The sequence below is a fragment of the Niastella populi genome (genome assembly GCF_002078015.1).
In the GTDB taxonomy this organism is placed as follows: Bacteria; Bacteroidota; Bacteroidia; order Chitinophagales; family Chitinophagaceae; genus Niastella; species Niastella populi.
On sequence record NZ_LWBP01000112.1, the window covers coordinates 91,445 to 112,053 of the forward strand.

The window sequence follows — 20,609 nt, forward strand, 5'->3', positions numbered from 1 at the left end:
ATCTTTAGTGTAGGCGGGGTGCCAGCGAAAGTGTGTAGCGCAGCTGTATTTTATATTTGCTTTTAGCTTTAGGCTTTCAGTTGTATTTTACAATTGCCGATTCACGAATTAAGAAAGAATGAGAATTACATTATTAGACGCAACGATTGTTTTTCTGTACCTGGCCACTATGGTAATGATAGGGTGGGTGTTACGAAAACGTGCCCGAAAGAATAAAGAAAGTTACCTGTTGGGTGGCAAGTCGCTTCCCTGGTATATGCTGGGCCTGAGCGATGCCAGCGATATGTTCGATATCAGCGGCACCATGTGGATGGTAGCCTTATGTTTTGTATATGGAATGAAGAGTATCTGGATCCCCTGGTTATGGCCTGTGTTCAACCAGGTATTTATGATGATGTTCATTTCAAAATGGGTACGGCGCTCCAATGCCAGCACCGGCGCCGAATGGCTGGTGACGCGTTTTGGTACAACCGGCAAAAGCGTTAAAAGCTCACATAATGTAGTGGTGGCCTTTGCACTGCTAAGCTGTTTTGGTTTTCTGGCCTATGGTTTTGTTGGCCTTGGCAAGTTCATCGAGATCTTTGTTCCCTGGCAGGTAGTGCAGAACTATGTTCCGTTTGCGATCGCTCCGGAATATGTGCCGCATTTTTATGGTATCGTATTCACGTTGTTTGCGATGTTCTATTCCATATTGGGCGGTATGCACAGCATTGTACTGGGCGATGTGATCAAGTACGCCATCATGACGGTTGCCTGTGTTTCCATTGCGGTAATTGCCATGTTGCGGTTACATGCACCTGGCACTGCACTGGTGGTGCCTGAAAACTGGACCAATCCTTTTTTCAACTGGCAACTGGATCTCGACTGGAGCAACCTGGTGCCTGATGCCAATAAGAAGATAGCCGGGGATGGCTTTGGATTGTTCGGTTTCTTTTTCATGATGATGTTGTTCAAAGGCATTTTCGCCAGCCTTGCGGGGCCGGCGCCCAATTACGATATGCAAAAAGTTTTATCAACCCGTTCGCCAAAGGAGGCGAGTAAAATGTCGGGGTTCGTATCTATCATCCTGTTGCCGGTACGGTATTCGATGATCATTGGGTTAACCGTACTGGCGTTGTTGTATTATAACCAGCTCGATCTGCGCTCGGCCAACGGAACCGATTTCGAAAAGATCTTACCGGCCGCCATCAATAATTTTTTACCGGTTGGTATTCTTGGCCTGGTGCTCACCGGTTTACTGGGTGCGTTTATGGGCACGTTTTCCGGTACGCTCAATGCGGCGCAGGCATACATAGTCAATGATATTTACCTCAAGTATGTAAACCCGCAGGCAGGCACCAAAAAAGTGATCACGGCCAATTATATAGTTGGAATTATAGTTGTGGCCATTGGAGTAACGCTCGGCTTTTTTGCCAAAGACGTTAACAGCGTTTTACAATGGATCGTGAGCGCATTATACGGCGGTTACATTGCCGCCAATATGTTGAAATGGTATTGGTGGCGGTTTAATGCCAATGGATTTTTCTGGGGCATGGCCAGTGGTATCATTGCCGCAATGGCATTCCCATATATTTTTAAAAATACGCTGCCATTATATAGCTGGCCCCTGCTATTCGTGATCTCGCTGGCCGGTTGTTTTATAGGCACCTGGCTGGCCCCGCCCGCAGATGAAACCGTATTGAAACAATTCTACAGAACAGTAAACCCCTGGGGTTTCTGGAAACCCATACAGGTAAAGGTAATGGCCGAAGACCCGGCATTCGTACCCAATAAAGCATTCAAAAGAGATATGTTCAATGTAGTGCTGGGCATCATTGGCCAGTGTTGCCTTACCATTCTGCCCATGTATATCGTGTTATGGTTGAAGTTGCCATTACTGATCACTGCAGGTATGCTGGTGATCATTGTACTGGTGTTAAAAAAGACCTGGTGGGATAAACTTGAAAACTAAAAGACTTTAAAACTGAAATGCAATGGATAAGAATTTTTTGACGCGGCTGGAAATGCTGGAAAAAGCACATGAACAATTGATCACCCGTACCAATGAAAGATCTGAAGAAGACAATGGTATTTACAGCCGGTATAAAAACCCGGTGTTGACGAACCGGCATACGCCCCTTATCTGGCGGTATGATCTCAATGCAGCATCCAATCCATTCCTGATGGAAAGGATCGGAATAAATTCCGTGCTCAATGCCGGGGCAATAAAACTGAACGGGAAATATTATTTGATAGCAAGGGTAGAAGGCTCAGACCGTAAGTCGTTTTTTGCGGTTGCCGAAAGTGATAATGGTACCGAAGGGTTTCGCTTTTGGGATTACCCCGTACTGATGCCGCAAAACGAAGTGGAGGACACCAATATTTACGATATGCGGGTAGTGCAGCATGAAGACGGCTGGATATACGGTTTGTTCTGTACGGAACGCCGCAATCCTGCTGCGCTGCCTTCCGACCAGTCTTCGGCTGTAGCCCAATGTGGTATTGCCCGAACAAAGGACCTTCGGCAATGGGAACGCCTGGCCGATCTGAAAACGCCTTCGCCCCAGCAAAGAAACGTAGTGCTGCACCCTGAGTTTGTTGATGGGCAGTATGCATTTTATACGCGGCCGCAGGATGGCTTTATAGAAGCTGGTACCGGCGGAGGTATCGGGTTTGGCTTAAGCCGGTCCATCGAAAATGCCGTGATCCATAAAGAAATGGTAATAGATAAAAGAGTATACCATACCGTTGCTGAATTAAAGAACGGCCTCGGGCCGCAACCGATCAGAACAGACTATGGCTGGCTGCATCTTGCGCATGGGGTTCGGAATACGGCTGCGGGAATGCGATATGTGTTGTATATGTTCATGACCGATCTGAACGACCTGTCGAGGGTCATATATAAACCGGCGGGTTATTTTATTGCGCCCGAAGGCGAAGAACGGGTGGGGGATGTATCGAACGTAGTGTTTGGTAATGGCTGGGTGGTTGATGACAATGGCCGGGTGCTGATCTATTATGCATCATCTGATACGCGCATGCATGTGGCTGAATCAACCATCGACCGGTTGGTTGATTATGTGATGAACACGCCGGCAGACGGCTTTACCTCCGCGGCTTCAGTTCGAACTTTATATAAAATGATCGAAAACAATAAGATCGTGCAGCAGCAGGATGTTTAATCTCCGGCTGATCAAAAAAATGGTAATGTGGTATTATGAACCTTTCCGTTTTCAAATCTGAAATGCAGCAGGAGCTGCGTTCGATCCTCGATTTCTGGATACAGCACAGCATCGATGAGCAACAGGGCGGCTTCTACGGCCGCCTCGATAATGATCAGGTTATCGATGCCGGTGCGCCAAAGGGCTGTGTGCTGAATGCCCGCATTTTATGGACCTTCTCCGCCGCTTCCGGTTTAACCAATGACTGGCGTTATGCAAAAATAGCCAACCGTGCATTTGCATACATCCGCGATCATTTTGTTGATAAGGAATATGGCGGTGTGTACTGGAGTGTGACCAGCAGGGGCGAACCGCTTGATCCCAAAAAACAGATCTACGCCCTGGCATTTGTAGTGTATGCCTGCAGTGAATATTACATCGCCATGCACAGCGAGCCGGCAAAACAACTGGCGATGGATTGCTACAGGATAATCCGGGAAAAAAGTTTCGATCCCCTGCACGGCGGTTACCTCGAGGCATTTGCCCGCAACTGGCAACCTGTTGAAGACCTGCGGCTGAGCCATAAAGATGCCAATGAAAAGAAAACCATGAACACGCACCTGCATGTGCTGGAAGCGTACACCTGCTTATACCGCATATGGCCGAGTGACGAACTGAAACAACATATTAAACAATTGCTCGCCATTTTTGAACAGCATATCATCGATGCCCATACCGGTCATTTGCATTTATTTTTTGATGAGCAGTGGAATGTAAGATCGGGAACGGTTTCGTATGGGCATGATATTGAAGCCAGCTGGTTGTTGCTGGAAGCGGCGGAAGTAATTAAAGATGAGGAGTTGATTGCAAAAATGAAAACGCTTTCAGTAAAAATGGCGGAAGCCGTTATCATAGGTGTCGACACCGATGGCGGATTATGGTATGAGTATGAAGCGGCCCATAACCGGTTGATCAGGGAAAAACACTGGTGGCCGCAGGCGGAAGCCCTGGTGGGTTTTTACAATGCCTGGCAGATCAGCGGGCGTCATGAATTTCTGCAGTATGCACTCAATAACTGGTCGTTTATAAAACAGCATATACGTGATAATAAGAATGGCGAATGGTTTTGGGGCGTGCTGGAAGACCATTCGGTAATGCCGGGGCAGGATAAAGCAGGTTTTTGGAAATGCCCGTATCATAACGGGCGTGCCTGTATGGAAATTATCCGGAGAATAGTTTAGTTCAGGTGAGCCACGTATTAAAACGAGGCTCACCTGAATTGTTACACAGCCATTGACCGTACCAGGTCGGCCGGCGATAACTGCGTATAATCAGTTATATATTGAATGATGTTATTGTATACGGTAAATTCCTCTTTTTCGTGCAATGTGGTGGCGGTAAGTACTACAGACGGCATGCCGGCATTCAGGGCTGCTTCCACGCCTTTGGGGGCATCTTCAAATACCAGGCAGTTGGCCTGATCTACACCCAGTATTTCAGCGCACTTCAGATATGTTTCAGGATGTGGTTTGCTGGTTGTTACATCGTCGGCGCTTACGATAGCTTTGAAATAATGCCTGATGTTGAGATTGTCGAGCACAAAATCAATATTGAACATAATGGCTGCAGAACCAATGGCCATAGGAATATGCATGGCATGTGCTTTCTCTAAGAACTCATGCAAACCGGGAATCAGTTTCAGGTGCGGTTTGTATTCCTGTTGATATCTTTTTTCTTTTTCAACCGAAAGCCGGTCCATTTCTTCCTGTGTGAATTTATTTGGCCCGAAGATGCGCACCAGTAACTCCGTGTTTTTACCATACATCTGCACCTTTGTATCTTCCCAGCTTAAGCCGGCGCCAAGGTCGTCATTCAAAATATGATACCATGCTTTTAAATGAAATTCCATATCATCGATCATGGTGCCGTTCAGATCGAACAAAAAAGCCTTATCCATAAATTTCCCCCTGTACTATTTAAAATAAAAAAACACCGCAAAAGTAAGGCTTGCGCCTCGTTTTGCAGTGTAAAACAACAAAACACAATATATTATTAATGCCTCCGGTAATTAATTAGGGCAATGAACGCTTTGGTTATCAAATAGTAAAGTTTACCTGCATCCGGCACCCATGCCCCGGCGCCGACTCAATTTTAACACGGCCGTTAAACAATTCGGTTCTGCTTATGATATTGGTAATGCCAATGCCTTTTCGTTTCTGACCGGTATCGAACCCTTTGCCATCGTCGGCAATGGTTACCTGTAACTGCCGGTCTTTTTGAACAATGGCGATATATACCTGTGATGCCGCTGCATGTTTTACCGTATTGTTCAGTTGTTCCTGCACGATCCTGAAAATGGTCATCTTCAGTTTATCATCCAGTTGTTTTTCATCCTGTACCTTAAATTCCAGATCGATGGAGAATTGCTGGGCTACGCGAACATTTTCAAGAAGATCGTTCAGCGATAATTCCAAACCTACTTCTTTATGAAATGTTTCTATCATTGATTTTGATAAGCGGCGAATTTCTTCAATGGCGCTACTGATGGTGTCAACGCTTCTTTTGATCATGCTTTCCTGCATGGCGGGCATATCTTTGGCGCAATTGAGATACAGGCGGGCCGTGGTTAATACCTGGCTGATGTTATCGTGTAGTTCGCGGCCAAGGGTTTCGCGTTCGCTTTCCTGCGCATCGATCACCGCTTTGGCAATTTCCTGTTGCCGCCTTATCTTTTCTTCAACCAGCTGATTCTGTAATTGAATTTTTTCGGTGATGTCGTTGGCAAGTACCAGCCAGGCATTGCTGCCTTTGTAATTGATGGCATGCGCCCATACTTCAACAAATATGGCTTCATTGTTCTTTTTAATATGCTTGCGTAAAATAGGCGGCCGGTTGATGTGATGGGCCCTTGGCAGCGATTGTTGTAATTCGTATTTCTCTTCCTGCGACATGATATCAAATGCCGCCATCTTCATAAATTCTTTGCGTGTGTACCCGTACAACTGTACCGCTGCTTCATTCACTTCCAGGAACTGTAACGTATCTGCGTTGCACACACAAATAGGAAGCGGGCTTTTATAAAAAAGGTTCTTGTACAGGTATTCCGATTCCTTTATTAATTCTTCCGATATTTTACGTTCGGTAATATCCCTGAAGTTCCCAACCAATGCATTGATACCCGGTACCTGCAACATGTTGGAGGCAAGTCCCTGCACCCATCGTTCATTACCGCCTTTGTCAAATACTTTCAGGTCAATGGTGAACAGTTCGTCGGGGTATTGGATCAGGTTCTGCAGCAATTCGCCGATGGCCGGTAGGTAATCGGGATGTACAAACGAACAAACATGGCGGCCCATATAGTCCGCTTCTTCATAACCGAATACTTTTTTGGCGGAAGGCGAACCGTAAAAGATATTTCCTTCTATGTTGGCCATGGTTATTATGTCGGTACTGTTCTCGATAAGCGATCTGAATTTCAGTTCGCTTTGCCGTAATGCTTCTTCTGCGGTTTTTCGTTCGGTGATATCCTGGGCTGAACAGGCGAGGGCGATTATATTATCTCCTTCGCGAACCGGGTTTACCGAAATGTCGAAGAAAAAAGGCTTTTGTTGTATGGTTATCTGGTGTGTGAACCGGCTGGGCATATCGTTGAATGCTGCCTCGTAAATGCCGGCCCAGTTGAGCGGTTGCGTATTGTCGAGCAAAGCAATGCAGTCGATGACCTCCGAACCGGGCGTTGATTCATTGCCGGTGAATTGTTTTATCAGGTTGCGGAGGTGAATATTACAAACGATGTACCGCAGGCTTTTATCAATGATCCATGTATATCCTTCAGTATTTTCGATTACGCCATTTAATATGGCGGCGAAAGCCAGTTGACGTTTGGGGCCATTCGTTGCCGGCATAGTAGCATTACTACGCGAAACAGATGAGGTTTGCATAAAATAGTAAGTATTTACATCAATAAAACTCCTCGTCTTCATGATGCGTCATGAAGACCCTGTTTGGTTTGGAAGGGATTAATTGCTACTATTCAGAGAGAATGAATGATCTACTGGTTGGAAAGTCACTGAGCCTTATATAGAAACGTGTAAAGCGAAAACCCGTTTTGTAAATTTAAAGAAATATATCAATCACTTTGCATTAACGGTTATAAATCTTAACTATTGTTTGATTGAACGCATGAAATATTATTCGCAGTCCTATCTACTTGTTCAATAAACACATCGATATCATTCCCTGTTACGTGTGCAACGCCGGAAGGGTTGTGTAAAAATGAAAAAAGTCTGCAAAAATGTTTTTGTGCTGCAATCGCTTACTTACCAGTAATTTTGGCGCCATGGAAAGTTTTCTGGTGCAGCCTGTTTCAAAACGGGCCGCGCGGTTATCGATAGGGTCCTTCTTTTTTATTGCGGGATTATGTTTTGCCAGCTGGGCTTCCCGTATTCCTGATATTGTGTCGAAACTGGGATTAAGTGAAGGGGGACTGGGAGCGGTATTATTTGCCCTCCCGGTAGGGTTAATGGTATCGTTGCCATTTTCGGGTTGGCTGGTACATCATTTTGGAAGCCGTAAAATGGTGTTATTATCGGCGGTGTTGTACCCGCTTATTTTATGCAATATTGGCCTGGTGCAGGAAACATGGCAACTGGTAGCGGTTTTATTTGTTTTTGGGTTAATGGGGAACCTGTTCAATATTGCCGTGAACACCCAGGCCGTGAGTCTTGAAGCATTGTATGGCCGTTCAATTATGGCATCTTTTCATGGTATCTGGAGCCTCGCCGGTTTTACCGGTGCAGCAATTGGCACCCTGATGATCAATTTTCATTTAACTCCATTTGTACATTTTTGTATTATCACCGGCGCCGCTTATTTGTTGATCACGCTGTTGTACCGCAATTCCCTGCGAAAGGATATCAATGCCGGTGACGACCGCCCGTTGTTTGCAAAACCCGATGCAACCCTGCTGAAACTGGGTTTGATAGCCATGTGTTGTATGGTTTGCGAAGGCGCCATGTTCGACTGGAGCGGAGTATATTTTCAAAAAGTGGTGGAAGCGCCAAAAGGTTTGATACCATTGGGCTATACCGCGTTTATGAGCACGATGGCCGGCGGCCGTTTTGCGGGAGATAAACTGGTTATGCGGCTGGGCACCCTGCGGTTGTTGCAGGTGAGCGGACTGGTAATAGCAACGGGCCTGATCATTGCCGTTGCATTCCCTGCGATCGTAACGGCTACCATCGGTTTTATGCTGGTAGGTATTGGCGTTTCGTCGGTGGTACCGCTTGTGTATGGGGTTGCAGGTAAGTCAACCGTGTTTTCACCTGGCGTAGCGTTGGCCGCAGTGTCAACTATCGGTTACCTGGGATTTCTGGCTGGTCCGCCCATGATAGGTTTTATAGCGCATGCGGCGAGTTTGCGTTGGTCACTTGGTTTGATTGCGGTATTAGGATTTATGACTACGATAATTTCGACTAAGACAAGATTTTAGTTCACAGTTCACAGTTCATAGTTTGCAGTTCATAGTTCGCAGTTCATAGTTCATAGCTCGTAGTTAATAGTTGATGGTTTACGGGGGTAGCTTCTATTTTAGTTGATTGTTAATGGGTTATTGTTTGAACCCGAAGAGTTGTTATTGTTCTTGTTGTTATTACGGTTTTTGAATTTTAGTCCTTTTTGGCTGCTTGCCTGGATATAGTTAATTAGCCCAAAGATAATCTTCCTGATCTCATTGCATAAAAAGTACAATTCATCAAACTGTATTTTATTAATATACTTACGATCTAAAATGCGGTATAGTTGTGATTGGCATTCGGAAGCAGAGCCCAATGAAACGGTAAGGAATTGAATGAATTCATTGTTTCCCCCTCTGCCAAAACCTTCTGCTATGTTGTCCATTATTGAACCACTGGAGCCATTGATCTGATCTTTTAACTTATAGTCTTTTGCAAGGTCTGTTGTTGTAGTAAGCGTTTGAATCTTTGAGCATAGTACACGTGCTTTTTGCCAGGCTGTAATTTCTTCAAATGTGTTGAATGTAGCCATTATAAATTTATTAGATTGAATAAATTAGTTGTACTACTTCAAAGCCTGTTACTAAATATAGATACTTATAAAAGTACAGATAAATAATGTCTTTCCTGGCCCCTAAACTATGAACTGTGAACTATGAACTGTGAACTATAAACTGTGAACTGTGAACTGTGAACTGTGAGATTTAGTTACGAAATCATTAACTCAGCAACCCGTTCTCCAATAACAGGCGCCAAAGCAACCCCCATCCCGCTCATACGTACAGCACAGAAAATCTGCGGCGATACTTCTTTTACAATGGGTAATTTTTCATTGCCCATACCCATGATGCCGCTCCAGCGATCGGTGATCTGGTATTCGTAACCGGGCAGTATATATGTTTTCAGAAAATGTTCCAGCTCCTGTTGTATTTTTTCGGTAATGTCGAGCCCGGTGGTTGTTTCTTCTTCAAACGCTTTATTGCGTGCGCCGCCAAGCAGTACCCGGTTGCCCAGGTTACGGAAATAGTAATACCCGGCATCATAATGAAATGTGCCTTTTAATGGTAATCCCTCAATAGGGGAGGTAACAAGCACCTGTCCGCGGGCGGGAACAATATTCAGATCGGGTAACAGCTGCCGGGCAAATGCATTGGTGCAGATCAATACCCTGGCTGCTTTAAAATGCATGAGCTGGTTCGTATATAATACTACGTTATCATTTACTTTTTCAAGCCCGCTTATTTCGATGGCATTTAATACGGTAACGCCCATCGCCTGCACAGCCTGTAATAAAGCCTGGCATAATTTGCCGGAATGCAGTTGACCTTCAAGTTTATTCTCGATGAGGTAATCGACATGATGCAGGCCGAGGCGGTCGATCTTTTTGTTTGCTTTTTTAAACGTTCTTTTCCTGCCCGTTATATCGTGCAGCAATTTATTCAACCGTTCTGTATCGTGCCCGAGCGCACTTTTATTAATGTTATCGTTTGGCGTGAAAAGTTCGTAGCCGCCGCAGAGATCAAAATCGATTGCCGGCTCTTTGAACACTTTACGAATGCGTTGTAAACCTTTATAACGCATTTCAACCAGTTGCAGCATATTGTCTTCCCCAAAGCGGGCGGCATCTTCAATCAGTTCGGTAACGCTGCCAAAACAGGCAAAACCGGCATTGCGGGTACTTGCCCCGGTGGGAATAATACCACGGTCAACAATGGCGATGGAAATATTGGGATCGTTTTTTTTCAAATACCAGGCGCACCATAAGCCCACGAGGCCGCTGCCCACGATGATCACATCCCTTGGAGCATAAAAACTTTCTTTTTCCCAGACAGATATTTGCATTTTTTTAATTTTACGCCTTAATCTTGCATAATATAATCAGTAAACTATTGATGATGAAAAAAATTATCCAATTATTATCCTGTGTAATCCTGTTTTCCGGCTGTGAGCATTCCCAACACATTATGAAGGCGCTGGAGCCTTATGCCGTCGGTGCCAATGGCGGGTTAACGTCAAATGAAATTGCTTCCGGCTTGAAACAAGCGCTTGAAGTAGGCGCTCAAAACTCTTCAAGCCAGCTTTCGTCCCTCGATGGCTTTTTTAAAAATGCCGCTATTAAGATCTTATTACCGCCCGAAGCGCAAAAGGTTGAAAAAACATTGCGCGATCTGGGCATGAGCAGCCTGGTTGATAAAGCCATTTTATCGGTAAACCGGGCGGCAGAGGATGTAGCAAAATCAGCCGCGCCCATATTTATCGACGCCATCAAAAGCATGACCATTCAGGATGCGTTGGGCATTTTAAAGGGCGGTGATTTTGCAGCAACCAATTTCCTGAAATCAAAAACCACTGCTTCATTGACGGCTGCATTTAAACCGGTTATCGATAACTCGCTTTCAAAAGTGGGCGCCACGAAATACTGGGGCGATGTGTTCAATGCCTACAACAGGTTCGCTACCAATAAGATCAATCCCGATCTGAGTGGTTTTGTAACCGAAAAAGCCATCGGCGGCATCTTTTACCAGGTAAGTCTGGAAGAACAGAAGATCCGTAAAGATCCGGTTGCACGCGTTACCGACCTGTTGAAGAAAGTGTTTGGAAGTAAAGAAGCGCAGGGACAATAAAAAAATCGAATGTTGAAGTTTGAATAATGAATGTTGAAGTAAGGAATACTTCGACATTGACCATTCGATATTCATTATTCAATATTTATAGGGGATCATCTGTCAACAGGTGGTCCTTTTTTTATTTATTAGCCGATACAGGCGGCACAACAACATTTTCGCGGGTTGTAAGGCGGGTTTTAAATGTGAGAGAAACAAATATGAACGTTACCAGCAAACCGGCGGCAACTCCCCATAATAAATAGCCTGAGCGGCTTTTGAAGCGGAACATATGCTGGTCGTGTAACAGCGTGAGCAGCAGCATGCAAACCACGGTTATTACGATAAATATGACGCCATAAGAGAACAGGATGCCCCAGGGGTTTATATCCATATTCTAAATTTAAACATTAATTGGCGGGATTCATAGCGGATGTGATAATTTGATGATCGAATAAAGCCGGGATAAGTTGTTGATAATTGAAGGCGGGTTGACGAGTTAACAAGTTGGCGGGTTGACAGGTTAAAACGCGCTCTCTTTCCGCCAACTGGTAGAGAGGCTGGGGAGGGTACCGGTTTCACAACCTGCCCCGATGAAGTCGGGGGATGGCGGGCATAAAAAAAGGATCACCTGAAACCAGATGATCCTTTTTTTATATAAATGATATTTCAATTAAATGTGAATCGCTTCACCGTAAGCTACTTCGATAGCTTCTTTGATATTCTCACTCATGGTTGGGTGAGGATGGATGCTATCCAGTACTTCGTGATAAGTAGTTTCCAGTTTGCGGGCAACTACAGTTTCGGCTATCATTTCAGTTACGTTGTAACCGATCATGTGGGTGCCGAGCCATTCGCCGTATTTAGCGTCGAAGATAACTTTAATGAAACCTTCGTTATGACCGGCGGCAGAAGCTTTACCGGCAGCGCTTAACGGGAATTTACCAACCTTGATCTCATAACCGGCATCTTTAGCCTGTTTTTCTGTTAAACCAACAGAGGCGATCTCGGGTGTGCAGTACGTACAACCTGGTACGTTGCCGTAATCGAGCGCTTCGGGCTGGTGGTTGTATTTCTTTTCACTGTAGGCAATGCTTTCAACGCAAATGATGCCTTCTTTTGAAGCTACGTGCGCCAATGCTTGGCCGGGAACGCAGTCGCCGATAGCGTATACGCCCTGTACGTTTGTTTTGTAATATTTATCTACAGTGATCTTGCCTTTTTCAGTTTTTACACCGAGCTCTTCGAGGCCGATGCCTTCTATGTTGGCCGATACGCCTACAGCGCTCAATACCACATCAGCTTCCAGCGTAACTTCGCCTTCTTTGGTTTTTACTTTGGCTTTAACACCGTTTCCGCCGGTATCAACACTGGTAACTTCGGCGCTGGTCATGATTTCGATACCGTTCTTCTTGAAGTTCTTTGCGAGTTCTTTTGAAATTTCTTCATCTTCAACCGGAACGATGCGGTCCATGAACTCAACGATGGTCACTTTAGTACCGAGGGTGGCATAGAAATAACCGAATTCAACGCCGATGGCGCCGCTGCCTACCACGATCATGCTCTTTGGTTGTTGCGGTAACACCATAGCTTCGCGATAGCCAATGATCTTTTTGCCATCTATTTTCAGGCTGGGCAGTTCGCGGCTGCGGCCACCGGTAGCCAGAATGATATGTTTTGCTTCAACGGTCTGTGTTTTGCCGTCGGCGGCTTTCACTTCGATCTGTCCTTTTGCTTTCAGTTTTCCGAAGCCCATGATCACATCGATCTTGTTCTTCTTCATGAGGAAGGTAACGCCTTTGCTCATTTTGTCGGCAACACCGCGGCTGCGTTTAATTACTGCCGAAAAATCAGCGGTTCCTGAGGCTTCGATACCATAATCTTTTGAATGCTTAATGTATTCAAATACCTGGGCGCTTTTCAGCAGGGCTTTGGTGGGAATACAGCCCCAGTTCAAACAAATACCACCCAGACTTTCTTTTTCAATAATTGCGGTTTTGAATCCCAGTTGAGATGCCCGGATTGCTGCCACATATCCGCCGGGGCCGCTTCCGAGAACTACTACGTCGTATGCCATTTCGATTTACGATTTTAGATTTTACGATTTACCGATTCTTCCGGCAGTATTTCTGTTACTGACTTTCTTTGTCTCTTTCTAATAAAGACCTGCGAAGCTACTTGAAAATGAGAAAAGAGCAAAAAAAAGGGACGAACACGTTCCCGGAGGTTTTCAGTTAATTTTTATTGTGTTATACATTGCCTTTTTTTACACAGACCCGAAAAAAACAGTAATAATCAGTAAGATGGTTCATACAGGTTGGTTCAATTTGTTACCTTCATTCAACAACCGCCGCTATGAGAAAGTTTATTAAGGCTATTGTAGTTGTCATTCTGTCGATTATTGTCGCTTTTTCTGCATATGCCGTCATTTCAGGCCGCACTTATCTTTTTGAGGCGGTATGGTACAACTTTGCCGATATTGACGATTATAAAATATTCTCCAATAACACCGTGGTCACCGGTGAACCGCAGCCCTGGGTTATTTCCACAGGGTATAACAGGAACCCGCTGCCGGTTGCATTGAAGAAAATGCTGGAAGAACTGGAAACCGTTGCAGTGCTGGCCATCAGGAATGATTCGGTTTTGTATGAATTTTATTGGGATGGCTACAGCGATTCTACCTTATCCGGTTCTTTTTCCATGGCCAAAAGCATAACCAGCCTGCTGGTGGGTGCTGCCCTTAAGGAAGGAAAGATCAAATCGCTTGAGGAACCGGCAGGCAATTACCTGCGGGAATTCAAAACCGGCGAAAAAGCAAAACTGCGTATTATCGATCTGCTTACCATGAGCAGTGGCAGCAACTGGGATGAGTCATATGCCAACCCGTTTTCGGTTACTACCGAATTGTATTACGGGCATAACATTTACAAAACAGCTACCGGGGTTTCCATTATACACCAGCCGGGCACCCTGCACGAATACAAATCGGGCGATACGCAACTACTGGGGCTCATATTGGAAAAGGCAACCGGAAAATCGCTCAGCGCATATGCTTCGGAGAAACTGTGGCAACCGATGGGGGCCGAACATGCAGCATTATGGAGCACCGACCGCATAGGTGGAAGCGAAAAGGCCTATTGTTGCTTTAATTCCAACGCCCGCGATTTTGCCCGTTTGGGCAAACTGATGCTCGACAGCGGCCGCTGGAAGGGCAATGAAATAATTCCCCTGGACTACTTTCACCAATCGGTAAAGCCCTGTATGATCCCCGATGCCACCGGCAAACCCTGTACGTATTATGGCTATCAGTGGTGGATAGTTCCCAGCCGGCCCGAAATATTTTATGCCCGCGGCATTCTGGGACAATACGTGATTGTTATTCCTTCCAAAAAAACAATAATTGTGCGGCTTGGGAAGAAGCGCTCCGACAGGCGGATAGACAATGCGCCGGCAGAGGTAGATGCACTTATTCGTTGGGGAATGAGTTTTTAAGGGTTTGTAGTTTATGGTTTGTGGTTGCTTTTTATTCAGGCAACCCCAACGGTTTTTATCTGTCTGAAAACCGGTCAGTAAGCTGTTGTTAAACCTCTACTAAGGCGGGAAACATCCACAAACGACAAACAACAAACCTTTAACTGCCTGAACCAAAGGCGGTAAGCTATTGTTAAACCTCTACAAAGCCCGGAAATAACCACAAACCACAAACCGTAAACAATAAACTCTTTTCATACCTTTGCGGCTCAAATTTTATTATGAAACTGGATTTACTGGCCATAGGCGTTCATCCTGATGATGTGGAATTAAGCTGTTCGGGAACGATCCTTAATGAAATAAAGCGGGGCAGGAAAGCCGGGATCCTCGATCTTACACAAGGGGAACTGGGCACCCGGGGAACCATTGAAACCCGGTATGCCGAGGCTGCCAAAGCCGCTGAAATAATGGGTGTGCAGGTGCGTGCCAACCTGAAAATGCGCGATGGCTTTTTTAAGAACGATGAGGAGCACCAGCTGCAGCTGATACGGGCCATCAGGACCTGGCAGCCCGAAGTAGTGCTGGCGAATGCGCTGGAAGACCGTCACCCCGATCATGGCCGTGCCGGCCAACTGATAGCCACAGCCTGTTTTTTATCGGGTTTGGCGAAAATTGAAACAAAAGATGAGAACGGGAACCCGCAACAACGCTGGCGCCCTAAATACATACTGCATTATTTGCAGGACTGGTATCATGAGCCCGACCTGCTCATTGATATCTCCGATGTGTTCGAGCAGCGCATGGAAGCCGTAAAAGCATATTCAACGCAATTCTTCAATAAAGAGAATGGAGGCGACGGGCCGCAAACCTATATTTCCACACCTGATTTCCTCGATAGCGTAATTGGCCGTGCCCGGATGATGGGAAAACGTATCGGCGTAAAATATGCCGAAGGGTTTATTTGTGAGAAGAAGATAGGGATCAGGAATTTAGACGCTTTATTACAGGTTGAAACTTAGTTGACGGGTTGAATAGTTAACGAGTTGACAAGGCAAAAGTTAACAAGTCGATAAGGTTACAGGTCAACAAATAAGATAGTTCCCTGTTATAATGCAGAACAAAGAATTTTAAACCTTTAAACGTGCCGCCAGCCGGGCGGATCTGGAAGAAATGACAAAAGTAAAAGTAGGGATGGTGCAAATGAGCTGCACCAACGATAAAGATGCCAACCTGCAGAAAGCGATCGCCAAAGTACGTGAGGCGGCAGCCAAAGGTGCGCAGATCGTGTGTTTGCAGGAGCTCTTCACTTCGCTCTATTTCTGCGATGTGGAAGATTATGACAACTTTAAACTGGCAGAGCCCATTCCCGGTCCTTCTACTGAAGCGCTGGCTAAGGTAGCGGCTGAAACCGGTGTGGTGATCATTGCTTCCTTGTTTGAAAAAAGAACACAGGGCATTTATCACAATACTACCGCCGTGCTCGATGCCGATGGTACGTACCTGGGTAAATACCGTAAAATGCATATACCCGATGACCCGGCGTACTATGAGAAATTCTATTTCACGCCCGGCGATCTGGGATACAAAGTGTTCAAAACAAAATTCGCCACTATTGGCGTGCTCATCTGCTGGGATCAGTGGTATCCTGAAGCAGCGCGGATCACGACGCTGATGGGAGCCGAGATCCTGTTCTACCCAACCGCTATCGGCTGGGCCACTTCACAGGATGATGAAACCAATGTAGAACAGTATAATGCGTGGCAAACCATACAACGCGGTCATGCCGTGGCAAATGGGGTGCACGTAGTTAGCGTAAACCGCGTAGGGCTCGAGCAGAACGGCGCCATGAAATTCTGGGGCGGTTCATTCGTGAGCAATCCCTTCGGCACTATTCTATACCAGGCATCGGCCGATCAGGAAGAAGTGCATGTGATGGAACTGAATACCGGTCTGAGCGATCGTTATCGCACCCACTGGCCGTTTTTGCGCGACCGCAGGATCGATAGCTACCAACCCATTACAAAACGGTTTATAGACGAGGACTAAATACAGCTACAAGTTGTAAGCAAATACGGTTCGCCCGGCGCGGCAACTAAGAACTTAAAACCAGGAACTCAGAACTTATTACTAAGAATGGCATCATTTCAGTTTCCAGATACACCAACACCCAAAGAATCAGGCTATTTCTTTCCCGCCGAATTTGCGCCGCATACCGCCACGTGGTTAAGCTGGCCGCATAAAGAGGCATCATGGCCCGGTAAAATTGAAAGCATTTATCCTAATTACAGCCAGTTCATAAAAGAGGTGGCTGCGGGTGAGAACGTGTGCATCAACGTGATAAATGAAGCCATGAAGGCTTTTGCCATCAAATGCCTGAGAGAGGCAGGTGCTGACCTCGGCAAAATTCAATTCTTCATTCACCCAACCAACGATGCCTGGTGCCGCGATCATGGTCCGGCTTTTTTGATAAATCCCAACGCCGAAATCAAAAAAGTGATTGTTGACTGGGGGTATAATGCATGGGGAAATAAATATCCGCCATACGATCTCGATGATGTTATTCCTACTTTAATAGGCAAACACTACAACATTCCGGTATATAACCCTGGTATTGTGATGGAGGGTGGTTCTGTTGAGTTTAACGGACAGGGCACCTTGCTTACTTCAACGGCCTGTTTGTTGAACGAAAATCGTAACCCGCATTTGAACCGGCAGCAGATAGAAGAATACCTGTATAATTATTACGGGGTAGAGCAGGTGCTGTGGGTTGATGAAGGTATTGTTGGCGATGATACCGACGGGCATATCGATGATACCGTTCGTTTTGTAAATGCCAATACCGTTTTGACCGTAATAGAGGAAAACAAACAGGACGAGAATTACGAGCTGTTGCAACATAATTTACGTCAGCTGAAAAGCATGCGTTTGCTGAACGGCCAGCAGTTGAATATTGTTGAGCTGCCTATGCCCAATGCGGTGGTATATGATGGCCAGCGTTTGCCGGCTTCTTATGCAAACTTCTACATTGCCAATGCGGCGGTCATTGTGCCTACATTCCGTTGCGTCAATGATGATAAGGCATTGCAGATAATTCAGCAGCATTTCCCCGATAGAAAAGTAGTGGGCATCGATTCGACCGATATCATTTGGGGTTTGGGAAGTTTCCATTGTTTAAGCCAGCAGGAGCCGGCTGTGTAAATCTGAAATAGTATAACCTAATATAGGCACAACAACTGAATAAGTCTGTTGTGCTTTTTTTGTCTTAAGAAGTTAATCACGATCAATTCAGTTAGTTTCGTTAATACCTGCCGTTAGTTTATTTTTACTAACGGGTATCTCTGTTTTGGAAACTAATGTGCTTGTCTGAAGTATGAAATATGAAAAGTATGAAATCCCTGGAAAAGTATAAGGGGCAAGTGATCTTTAAGGAAAAATTAGACAAGGCTAATAAAATGCTTACAACTTATGGTGTGCCAAAATCAGCCGGTACACCTAATATTAATACCCCAAAGTCAAAGAAGAAGTAATCATAGTTTTATAAAATATTTTCCAGGTACTTATACCCGCTCCCCGTGTTCAACAACAAGATCTTCTCGGCCCGCTGAACAATTCCCTGCTGCACCAGTTGCAATAACGCGCTCCACAATGCGCCGCCTTCGGGGGCAATGATCAGGCCTTCCTTTCGTGCAATTTCTTTTACCGCAGCTACCATCTCATTATCGCTAACGGCCAGCGGTTGGCCTTTCGATTCGCGCAGCGCTTTCAACATCATATCTTCTGCAAAGGGATTAGGTACTGCCAGTCCATTCGCGAGGGAAGGTTGGCCGGTATAATTTTTTGCGTTGGGTTGTAATCCTTTCCAGGTTTGTACCACAGGCTGGCAGTTTTCTGCCTGTATAGCATACAGGCGGGGAAGTTTTTCGTCTATCCAGCCCATTTGCTGCATTTCCTTAAACGCTTTCCACATGCCGATCAACCCCGTACCGCCACCGGTTGGGTAAAGGATCACATCGGGCAGCGTCCAGTTGTTTTGTTCTGCAATTTCATAGCCCATGGTTTTTTTACCTTCCAGCCGGTAAGGCTCTTTCATGGTAGAGATATCGAAACAGTTGATCGACTCTTTTAGCCGGGCTACTTTTTTGGCGCAGTCACTTATGAGCCCGTCGACCAAAATCAGTTCAGCGCCGTACAGTTCGCATTCATCTTTAAATACCTGCGGCGTATGCCGGGGCATTACTACAATTGCTTTCAACCCTGCTTTGGCGCAATAGCCTGCCAGCGCCCCGCCGGCGTTACCGGCTGTTGGTATGATGCAGGTTTCCACCCCGAATTCCTTTGCTTTTGAAACGGCAGCGCTTAATCCCCTTGCTTTAAATGAACCCGTCGGGTTCTTCGATTCATCTTTCAAATAGAGATTAGGCAACTCATAGGCTGCCTGTAAACGTTTTAGTTCAAGAATGGGCGTCATGCCTTCGCCAAGGCTTACGATGTTCTCTTCTTCCAGCACAGGCAAAACTTCTTTGTAACGCCACATGGTGGCCGGGCGGTTGTGCAGCACCGTTTTTGCCGGTACTTCATCCAGGTTGTATCCGGCTGTCAGTGGCTGCCGGCAACAGGCAGAAAAAGATTGTATCTCAAATGCACTGTAAGTTTGTTCGCACTGCGAACACACAAGCTGTGATAACGAGGTAAGTGGTTGTACTGTTTTCATTGTTCCGTAATGACAAGGTAAAAGTAACAACCTGCTGCAAACGCAACGATACCGTTTGCTTATATGCTATAACTTTTTGTTATAATGGCTGGTAGCCAGTTTAATGAAGAGTTGATTGATGCGATCCGTTTCTGAACCGCGCCGTTGCATAAAATAGAACGCACGATGTATTTGCAAACCAGCAATGGATAACCGAACCAGTTCGCCATTCTTCAGTTGCCTCGCAACTGACCGCAACGGCAAAAAGCCCAGGCAAACATCATCGAGCAGAAAATTCTTCAGGGCCTCGGTTCCGCCCAGTACTATTTTATGTTGCAGATCGGCGATACTTATTTTACATTTTTGCAATGCTTCGGTAACCGCTGCCAGTGTGCCGGAACCTCTTTCACGTAAGGCTACGGGTAGGGTCCTCAGGTCATCGGGAGTGAGGTTTTTCTTTTTTACCAGGTTGCTTTTGGCGCTGCAAACGGGTATTACCTCATCTGTTAAAAAGAACTGATATTTCACGGAGGTAATGGTGTTGCGCCCTTCGGTGATGGCGAGGTCGATCTCATGATCGAGCAGGGCTTTCAGAATGTTCTCCGAGTTGCGGTTAATAAGGGTGAGATCGATATTGGGATATTGTTGGTGAAAGGCCGAGAAAACGGGTGGAATAACGTAAAGTGATATGGTAGTGCTGGTGCCCAGCGTTAGCGAGCCCCGGGCTAGCTGCAGATTCTTTTGTTTGGTAAGGTCGAATTCCAGCTGGCGTTGCAGCTCCCGGGCTTTTACCACGGATTCGAGCAGGATCCGGCCTTCGCTGGTGAGCGATACCGAATTGCCTTTACGTTCGAACAGGCTTACTTTATAATGCTTTTCGAGTGATTGAATGTGTTTGGTAATAGCCGGCTGACTGATAAATAAAATATCGGCCGCTTTGGAGAAGCTGAGGTGGGAAGCCACTTCAAAAAAAACAATATGACTGTAACTGAGCATTCAGTTAATAGTATTATTCACCGCTGTAAGTTTGAGCTTAACGCTTAATGCCGAACGCTTAACGCAAAATACAACTGAAGGATAAAAGCCGAAGCAGGGCAAATACGAATACAGTTGAAAATTAACGCTGAATGCCCAAAGCACAGGCTGTCGGGAATTACGGCTTATAACCTTGCGGGTAGGCAGTAGCAGACTA

General features: G+C 45.7%; 18 protein-coding genes. 10 read left to right on the plus strand and 8 right to left on the minus strand.

The features are described 5' to 3' along the window. The first annotated feature begins 118 nt into the window (after nt 1–118). The 3 genes from A4R26_RS11200 to A4R26_RS11210 are packed head-to-tail and all read left to right on the plus strand — an operon-like array spanning nt 119 to nt 4,381. A complete protein-coding gene (locus A4R26_RS11200; RefSeq protein ID WP_081163869.1) occupies nt 119–1,951 on the plus strand; it encodes a sodium:solute symporter family protein in 1,833 nt (610 codons plus the stop codon). 22 nt (nt 1,952–1,973) lie between these two features. Then, the gene (locus A4R26_RS11205; protein ID WP_081163870.1) at nt 1,974–3,161 is read left to right on the plus strand and encodes a glycoside hydrolase family 130 protein; all 1,188 of its coding nucleotides are present in this window, start codon (nt 1,974–1,976) and stop codon (nt 3,159–3,161) included. 35 nt (nt 3,162–3,196) lie between these two features. Then, on the plus strand, nt 3,197–4,381 hold the full coding sequence (locus tag A4R26_RS11210) for an AGE family epimerase/isomerase (protein ID WP_081163871.1): 1,185 nt from the start codon (nt 3,197–3,199) through the stop codon (nt 4,379–4,381). A 41-nt stretch (nt 4,382–4,422) separates the two neighbouring features. Here the strand turns inward: A4R26_RS11210 and A4R26_RS11215 are convergent, their stop codons facing one another. Further along, nucleotides 4,423–5,097 carry an HAD family hydrolase gene (locus A4R26_RS11215; protein WP_081163872.1) on the minus strand — a complete coding sequence of 225 codons (675 nt, stop codon included), beginning with the start codon at nt 5,095–5,097 and terminating at the stop codon, nt 4,423–4,425. Nucleotides 5,098–5,236: 139 nt separating this feature from the next. Continuing rightward, the gene (locus tag A4R26_RS11220) at nt 5,237–7,081 is read right to left on the minus strand and encodes a PAS domain-containing sensor histidine kinase (protein ID WP_165760232.1); all 1,845 of its coding nucleotides are present in this window, start codon (nt 7,079–7,081) and stop codon (nt 5,237–5,239) included. Nucleotides 7,082–7,479: 398 nt separating this feature from the next. On the opposite strand from A4R26_RS11220, the gene A4R26_RS11225 reads away from it, so the two are divergent. Continuing rightward, the gene (locus tag A4R26_RS11225; protein WP_081163936.1) at nt 7,480–8,631 is read left to right on the plus strand and encodes an MFS transporter; all 1,152 of its coding nucleotides are present in this window, start codon (nt 7,480–7,482) and stop codon (nt 8,629–8,631) included. Between the two features lie 98 nt (nt 8,632–8,729). Here the strand turns inward: A4R26_RS11225 and A4R26_RS11230 are convergent, their stop codons facing one another. Together A4R26_RS11230 and A4R26_RS11235 are read right to left on the minus strand one after the other, a co-directional pair. Continuing rightward, on the minus strand, nt 8,730–9,185 hold the full coding sequence (locus A4R26_RS11230; RefSeq protein WP_081163874.1) for a four helix bundle protein: 456 nt from the start codon (nt 9,183–9,185) through the stop codon (nt 8,730–8,732). A 176-nt stretch (nt 9,186–9,361) separates the two neighbouring features. Further along, complete coding sequence (locus tag A4R26_RS11235; RefSeq protein ID WP_081163875.1) at nt 9,362–10,495, minus strand: NAD(P)/FAD-dependent oxidoreductase; 1,134 nt, start codon at nt 10,493–10,495, stop codon at nt 9,362–9,364. A 53-nt stretch (nt 10,496–10,548) separates the two neighbouring features. Here A4R26_RS11235 and A4R26_RS11240 point away from each other — a divergent pair, with 53 nt between their 5' ends. Then, on the plus strand, nt 10,549–11,277 hold the full coding sequence (locus A4R26_RS11240) for a DUF4197 domain-containing protein (RefSeq protein ID WP_081163876.1): 729 nt from the start codon (nt 10,549–10,551) through the stop codon (nt 11,275–11,277). A 121-nt stretch (nt 11,278–11,398) separates the two neighbouring features. Here the strand turns inward: A4R26_RS11240 and A4R26_RS11245 are convergent, their stop codons facing one another. Further along, nucleotides 11,399–11,650: a hypothetical protein gene (locus A4R26_RS11245; RefSeq protein ID WP_081163877.1), complete on the minus strand. Its 252-nt coding sequence runs from the start codon at nt 11,648–11,650 to the stop codon at nt 11,399–11,401. A gap of 279 nt (nt 11,651–11,929) precedes the next feature. Further along, on the minus strand, nt 11,930–13,333 hold the full coding sequence (gene lpdA / locus A4R26_RS11250; RefSeq protein ID WP_081163878.1) for a dihydrolipoyl dehydrogenase: 1,404 nt from the start codon (nt 13,331–13,333) through the stop codon (nt 11,930–11,932). A 278-nt stretch (nt 13,334–13,611) separates the two neighbouring features. On the opposite strand from lpdA, the gene A4R26_RS11255 reads away from it, so the two are divergent. From A4R26_RS11255 to A4R26_RS34890, 5 genes are all read left to right on the plus strand, one after another. Next, nucleotides 13,612–14,748 (plus strand): serine hydrolase domain-containing protein, encoded by a 1,137-nt coding sequence (locus tag A4R26_RS11255; protein ID WP_081163879.1) that lies wholly within the window; start codon nt 13,612–13,614, stop codon nt 14,746–14,748. Between the two features lie 260 nt (nt 14,749–15,008). Further along, nucleotides 15,009–15,746, plus strand: a complete 738-nt coding sequence (gene bshB1 / locus A4R26_RS11260; RefSeq protein ID WP_081163880.1) for a bacillithiol biosynthesis deacetylase BshB1 — start codon at nt 15,009–15,011, stop codon at nt 15,744–15,746. 151 nt (nt 15,747–15,897) lie between these two features. Beyond that, on the plus strand, nt 15,898–16,773 hold the full coding sequence (locus A4R26_RS11265; protein ID WP_081163881.1) for a carbon-nitrogen hydrolase: 876 nt from the start codon (nt 15,898–15,900) through the stop codon (nt 16,771–16,773). Nucleotides 16,774–16,860: 87 nt separating this feature from the next. After that, nucleotides 16,861–17,925, plus strand: coding sequence for an agmatine deiminase family protein (locus A4R26_RS11270; RefSeq protein ID WP_081163882.1), 1,065 nt, complete (start codon nt 16,861–16,863; stop codon nt 17,923–17,925). Between the two features lie 188 nt (nt 17,926–18,113). Then, nucleotides 18,114–18,254 (plus strand): hypothetical protein, encoded by a 141-nt coding sequence (locus A4R26_RS34890; protein ID WP_165760226.1) that lies wholly within the window; start codon nt 18,114–18,116, stop codon nt 18,252–18,254. A gap of 8 nt (nt 18,255–18,262) precedes the next feature. Here A4R26_RS34890 and A4R26_RS11275 read toward each other — a convergent pair whose 3' ends face one another. Together A4R26_RS11275 and A4R26_RS11280 are read right to left on the minus strand one after the other, a co-directional pair. Further along, on the minus strand, nt 18,263–19,438 hold the full coding sequence (locus A4R26_RS11275) for a threonine synthase (protein WP_081163883.1): 1,176 nt from the start codon (nt 19,436–19,438) through the stop codon (nt 18,263–18,265). Between the two features lie 66 nt (nt 19,439–19,504). Continuing rightward, complete coding sequence (locus A4R26_RS11280; RefSeq protein ID WP_081163884.1) at nt 19,505–20,413, minus strand: LysR substrate-binding domain-containing protein; 909 nt, start codon at nt 20,411–20,413, stop codon at nt 19,505–19,507. Nucleotides 20,414–20,609: the final 196 nt, after the last annotated feature.

Excerpts from the sequence above, each read along its gene's own strand:
- A4R26_RS11200 (WP_081163869.1), top strand. The coding sequence starts at position 119 with ATGAGAATTACATTATTAGACGCAACGATTGTTTTTCTGTACCTGGCC.
- A4R26_RS11205 (WP_081163870.1), top strand. The coding sequence starts at position 1,974 with ATGGATAAGAATTTTTTGACGCGGCTGGAAATGCTGGAAAAAGCACAT.
- A4R26_RS11210 (WP_081163871.1), top strand. The coding sequence starts at position 3,197 with ATGAACCTTTCCGTTTTCAAATCTGAAATGCAGCAGGAGCTGCGTTCG.
- A4R26_RS11215 (WP_081163872.1), bottom strand. The coding sequence starts at position 5,097 with ATGGATAAGGCTTTTTTGTTCGATCTGAACGGCACCATGATCGATGAT.
- A4R26_RS11220 (WP_165760232.1), bottom strand. The coding sequence starts at position 7,081 with ATGCAAACCTCATCTGTTTCGCGTAGTAATGCTACTATGCCGGCAACG.
- A4R26_RS11225 (WP_081163936.1), top strand. The coding sequence starts at position 7,480 with ATGGAAAGTTTTCTGGTGCAGCCTGTTTCAAAACGGGCCGCGCGGTTA.
- A4R26_RS11230 (WP_081163874.1), bottom strand. The coding sequence starts at position 9,185 with ATGGCTACATTCAACACATTTGAAGAAATTACAGCCTGGCAAAAAGCA.
- A4R26_RS11235 (WP_081163875.1), bottom strand. The coding sequence starts at position 10,495 with ATGCAAATATCTGTCTGGGAAAAAGAAAGTTTTTATGCTCCAAGGGAT.
- A4R26_RS11240 (WP_081163876.1), top strand. The coding sequence starts at position 10,549 with ATGAAAAAAATTATCCAATTATTATCCTGTGTAATCCTGTTTTCCGGC.
- A4R26_RS11245 (WP_081163877.1), bottom strand. The coding sequence starts at position 11,650 with ATGGATATAAACCCCTGGGGCATCCTGTTCTCTTATGGCGTCATATTT.
- lpdA (WP_081163878.1), bottom strand. The coding sequence starts at position 13,333 with ATGGCATACGACGTAGTAGTTCTCGGAAGCGGCCCCGGCGGATATGTG.
- A4R26_RS11255 (WP_081163879.1), top strand. The coding sequence starts at position 13,612 with ATGAGAAAGTTTATTAAGGCTATTGTAGTTGTCATTCTGTCGATTATT.
- bshB1 (WP_081163880.1), top strand. The coding sequence starts at position 15,009 with ATGAAACTGGATTTACTGGCCATAGGCGTTCATCCTGATGATGTGGAA.
- A4R26_RS11265 (WP_081163881.1), top strand. The coding sequence starts at position 15,898 with ATGACAAAAGTAAAAGTAGGGATGGTGCAAATGAGCTGCACCAACGAT.
- A4R26_RS11270 (WP_081163882.1), top strand. The coding sequence starts at position 16,861 with ATGGCATCATTTCAGTTTCCAGATACACCAACACCCAAAGAATCAGGC.
- A4R26_RS34890 (WP_165760226.1), top strand. The coding sequence starts at position 18,114 with ATGAAATCCCTGGAAAAGTATAAGGGGCAAGTGATCTTTAAGGAAAAA.
- A4R26_RS11275 (WP_081163883.1), bottom strand. The coding sequence starts at position 19,438 with ATGAAAACAGTACAACCACTTACCTCGTTATCACAGCTTGTGTGTTCG.
- A4R26_RS11280 (WP_081163884.1), bottom strand. The coding sequence starts at position 20,413 with ATGCTCAGTTACAGTCATATTGTTTTTTTTGAAGTGGCTTCCCACCTC.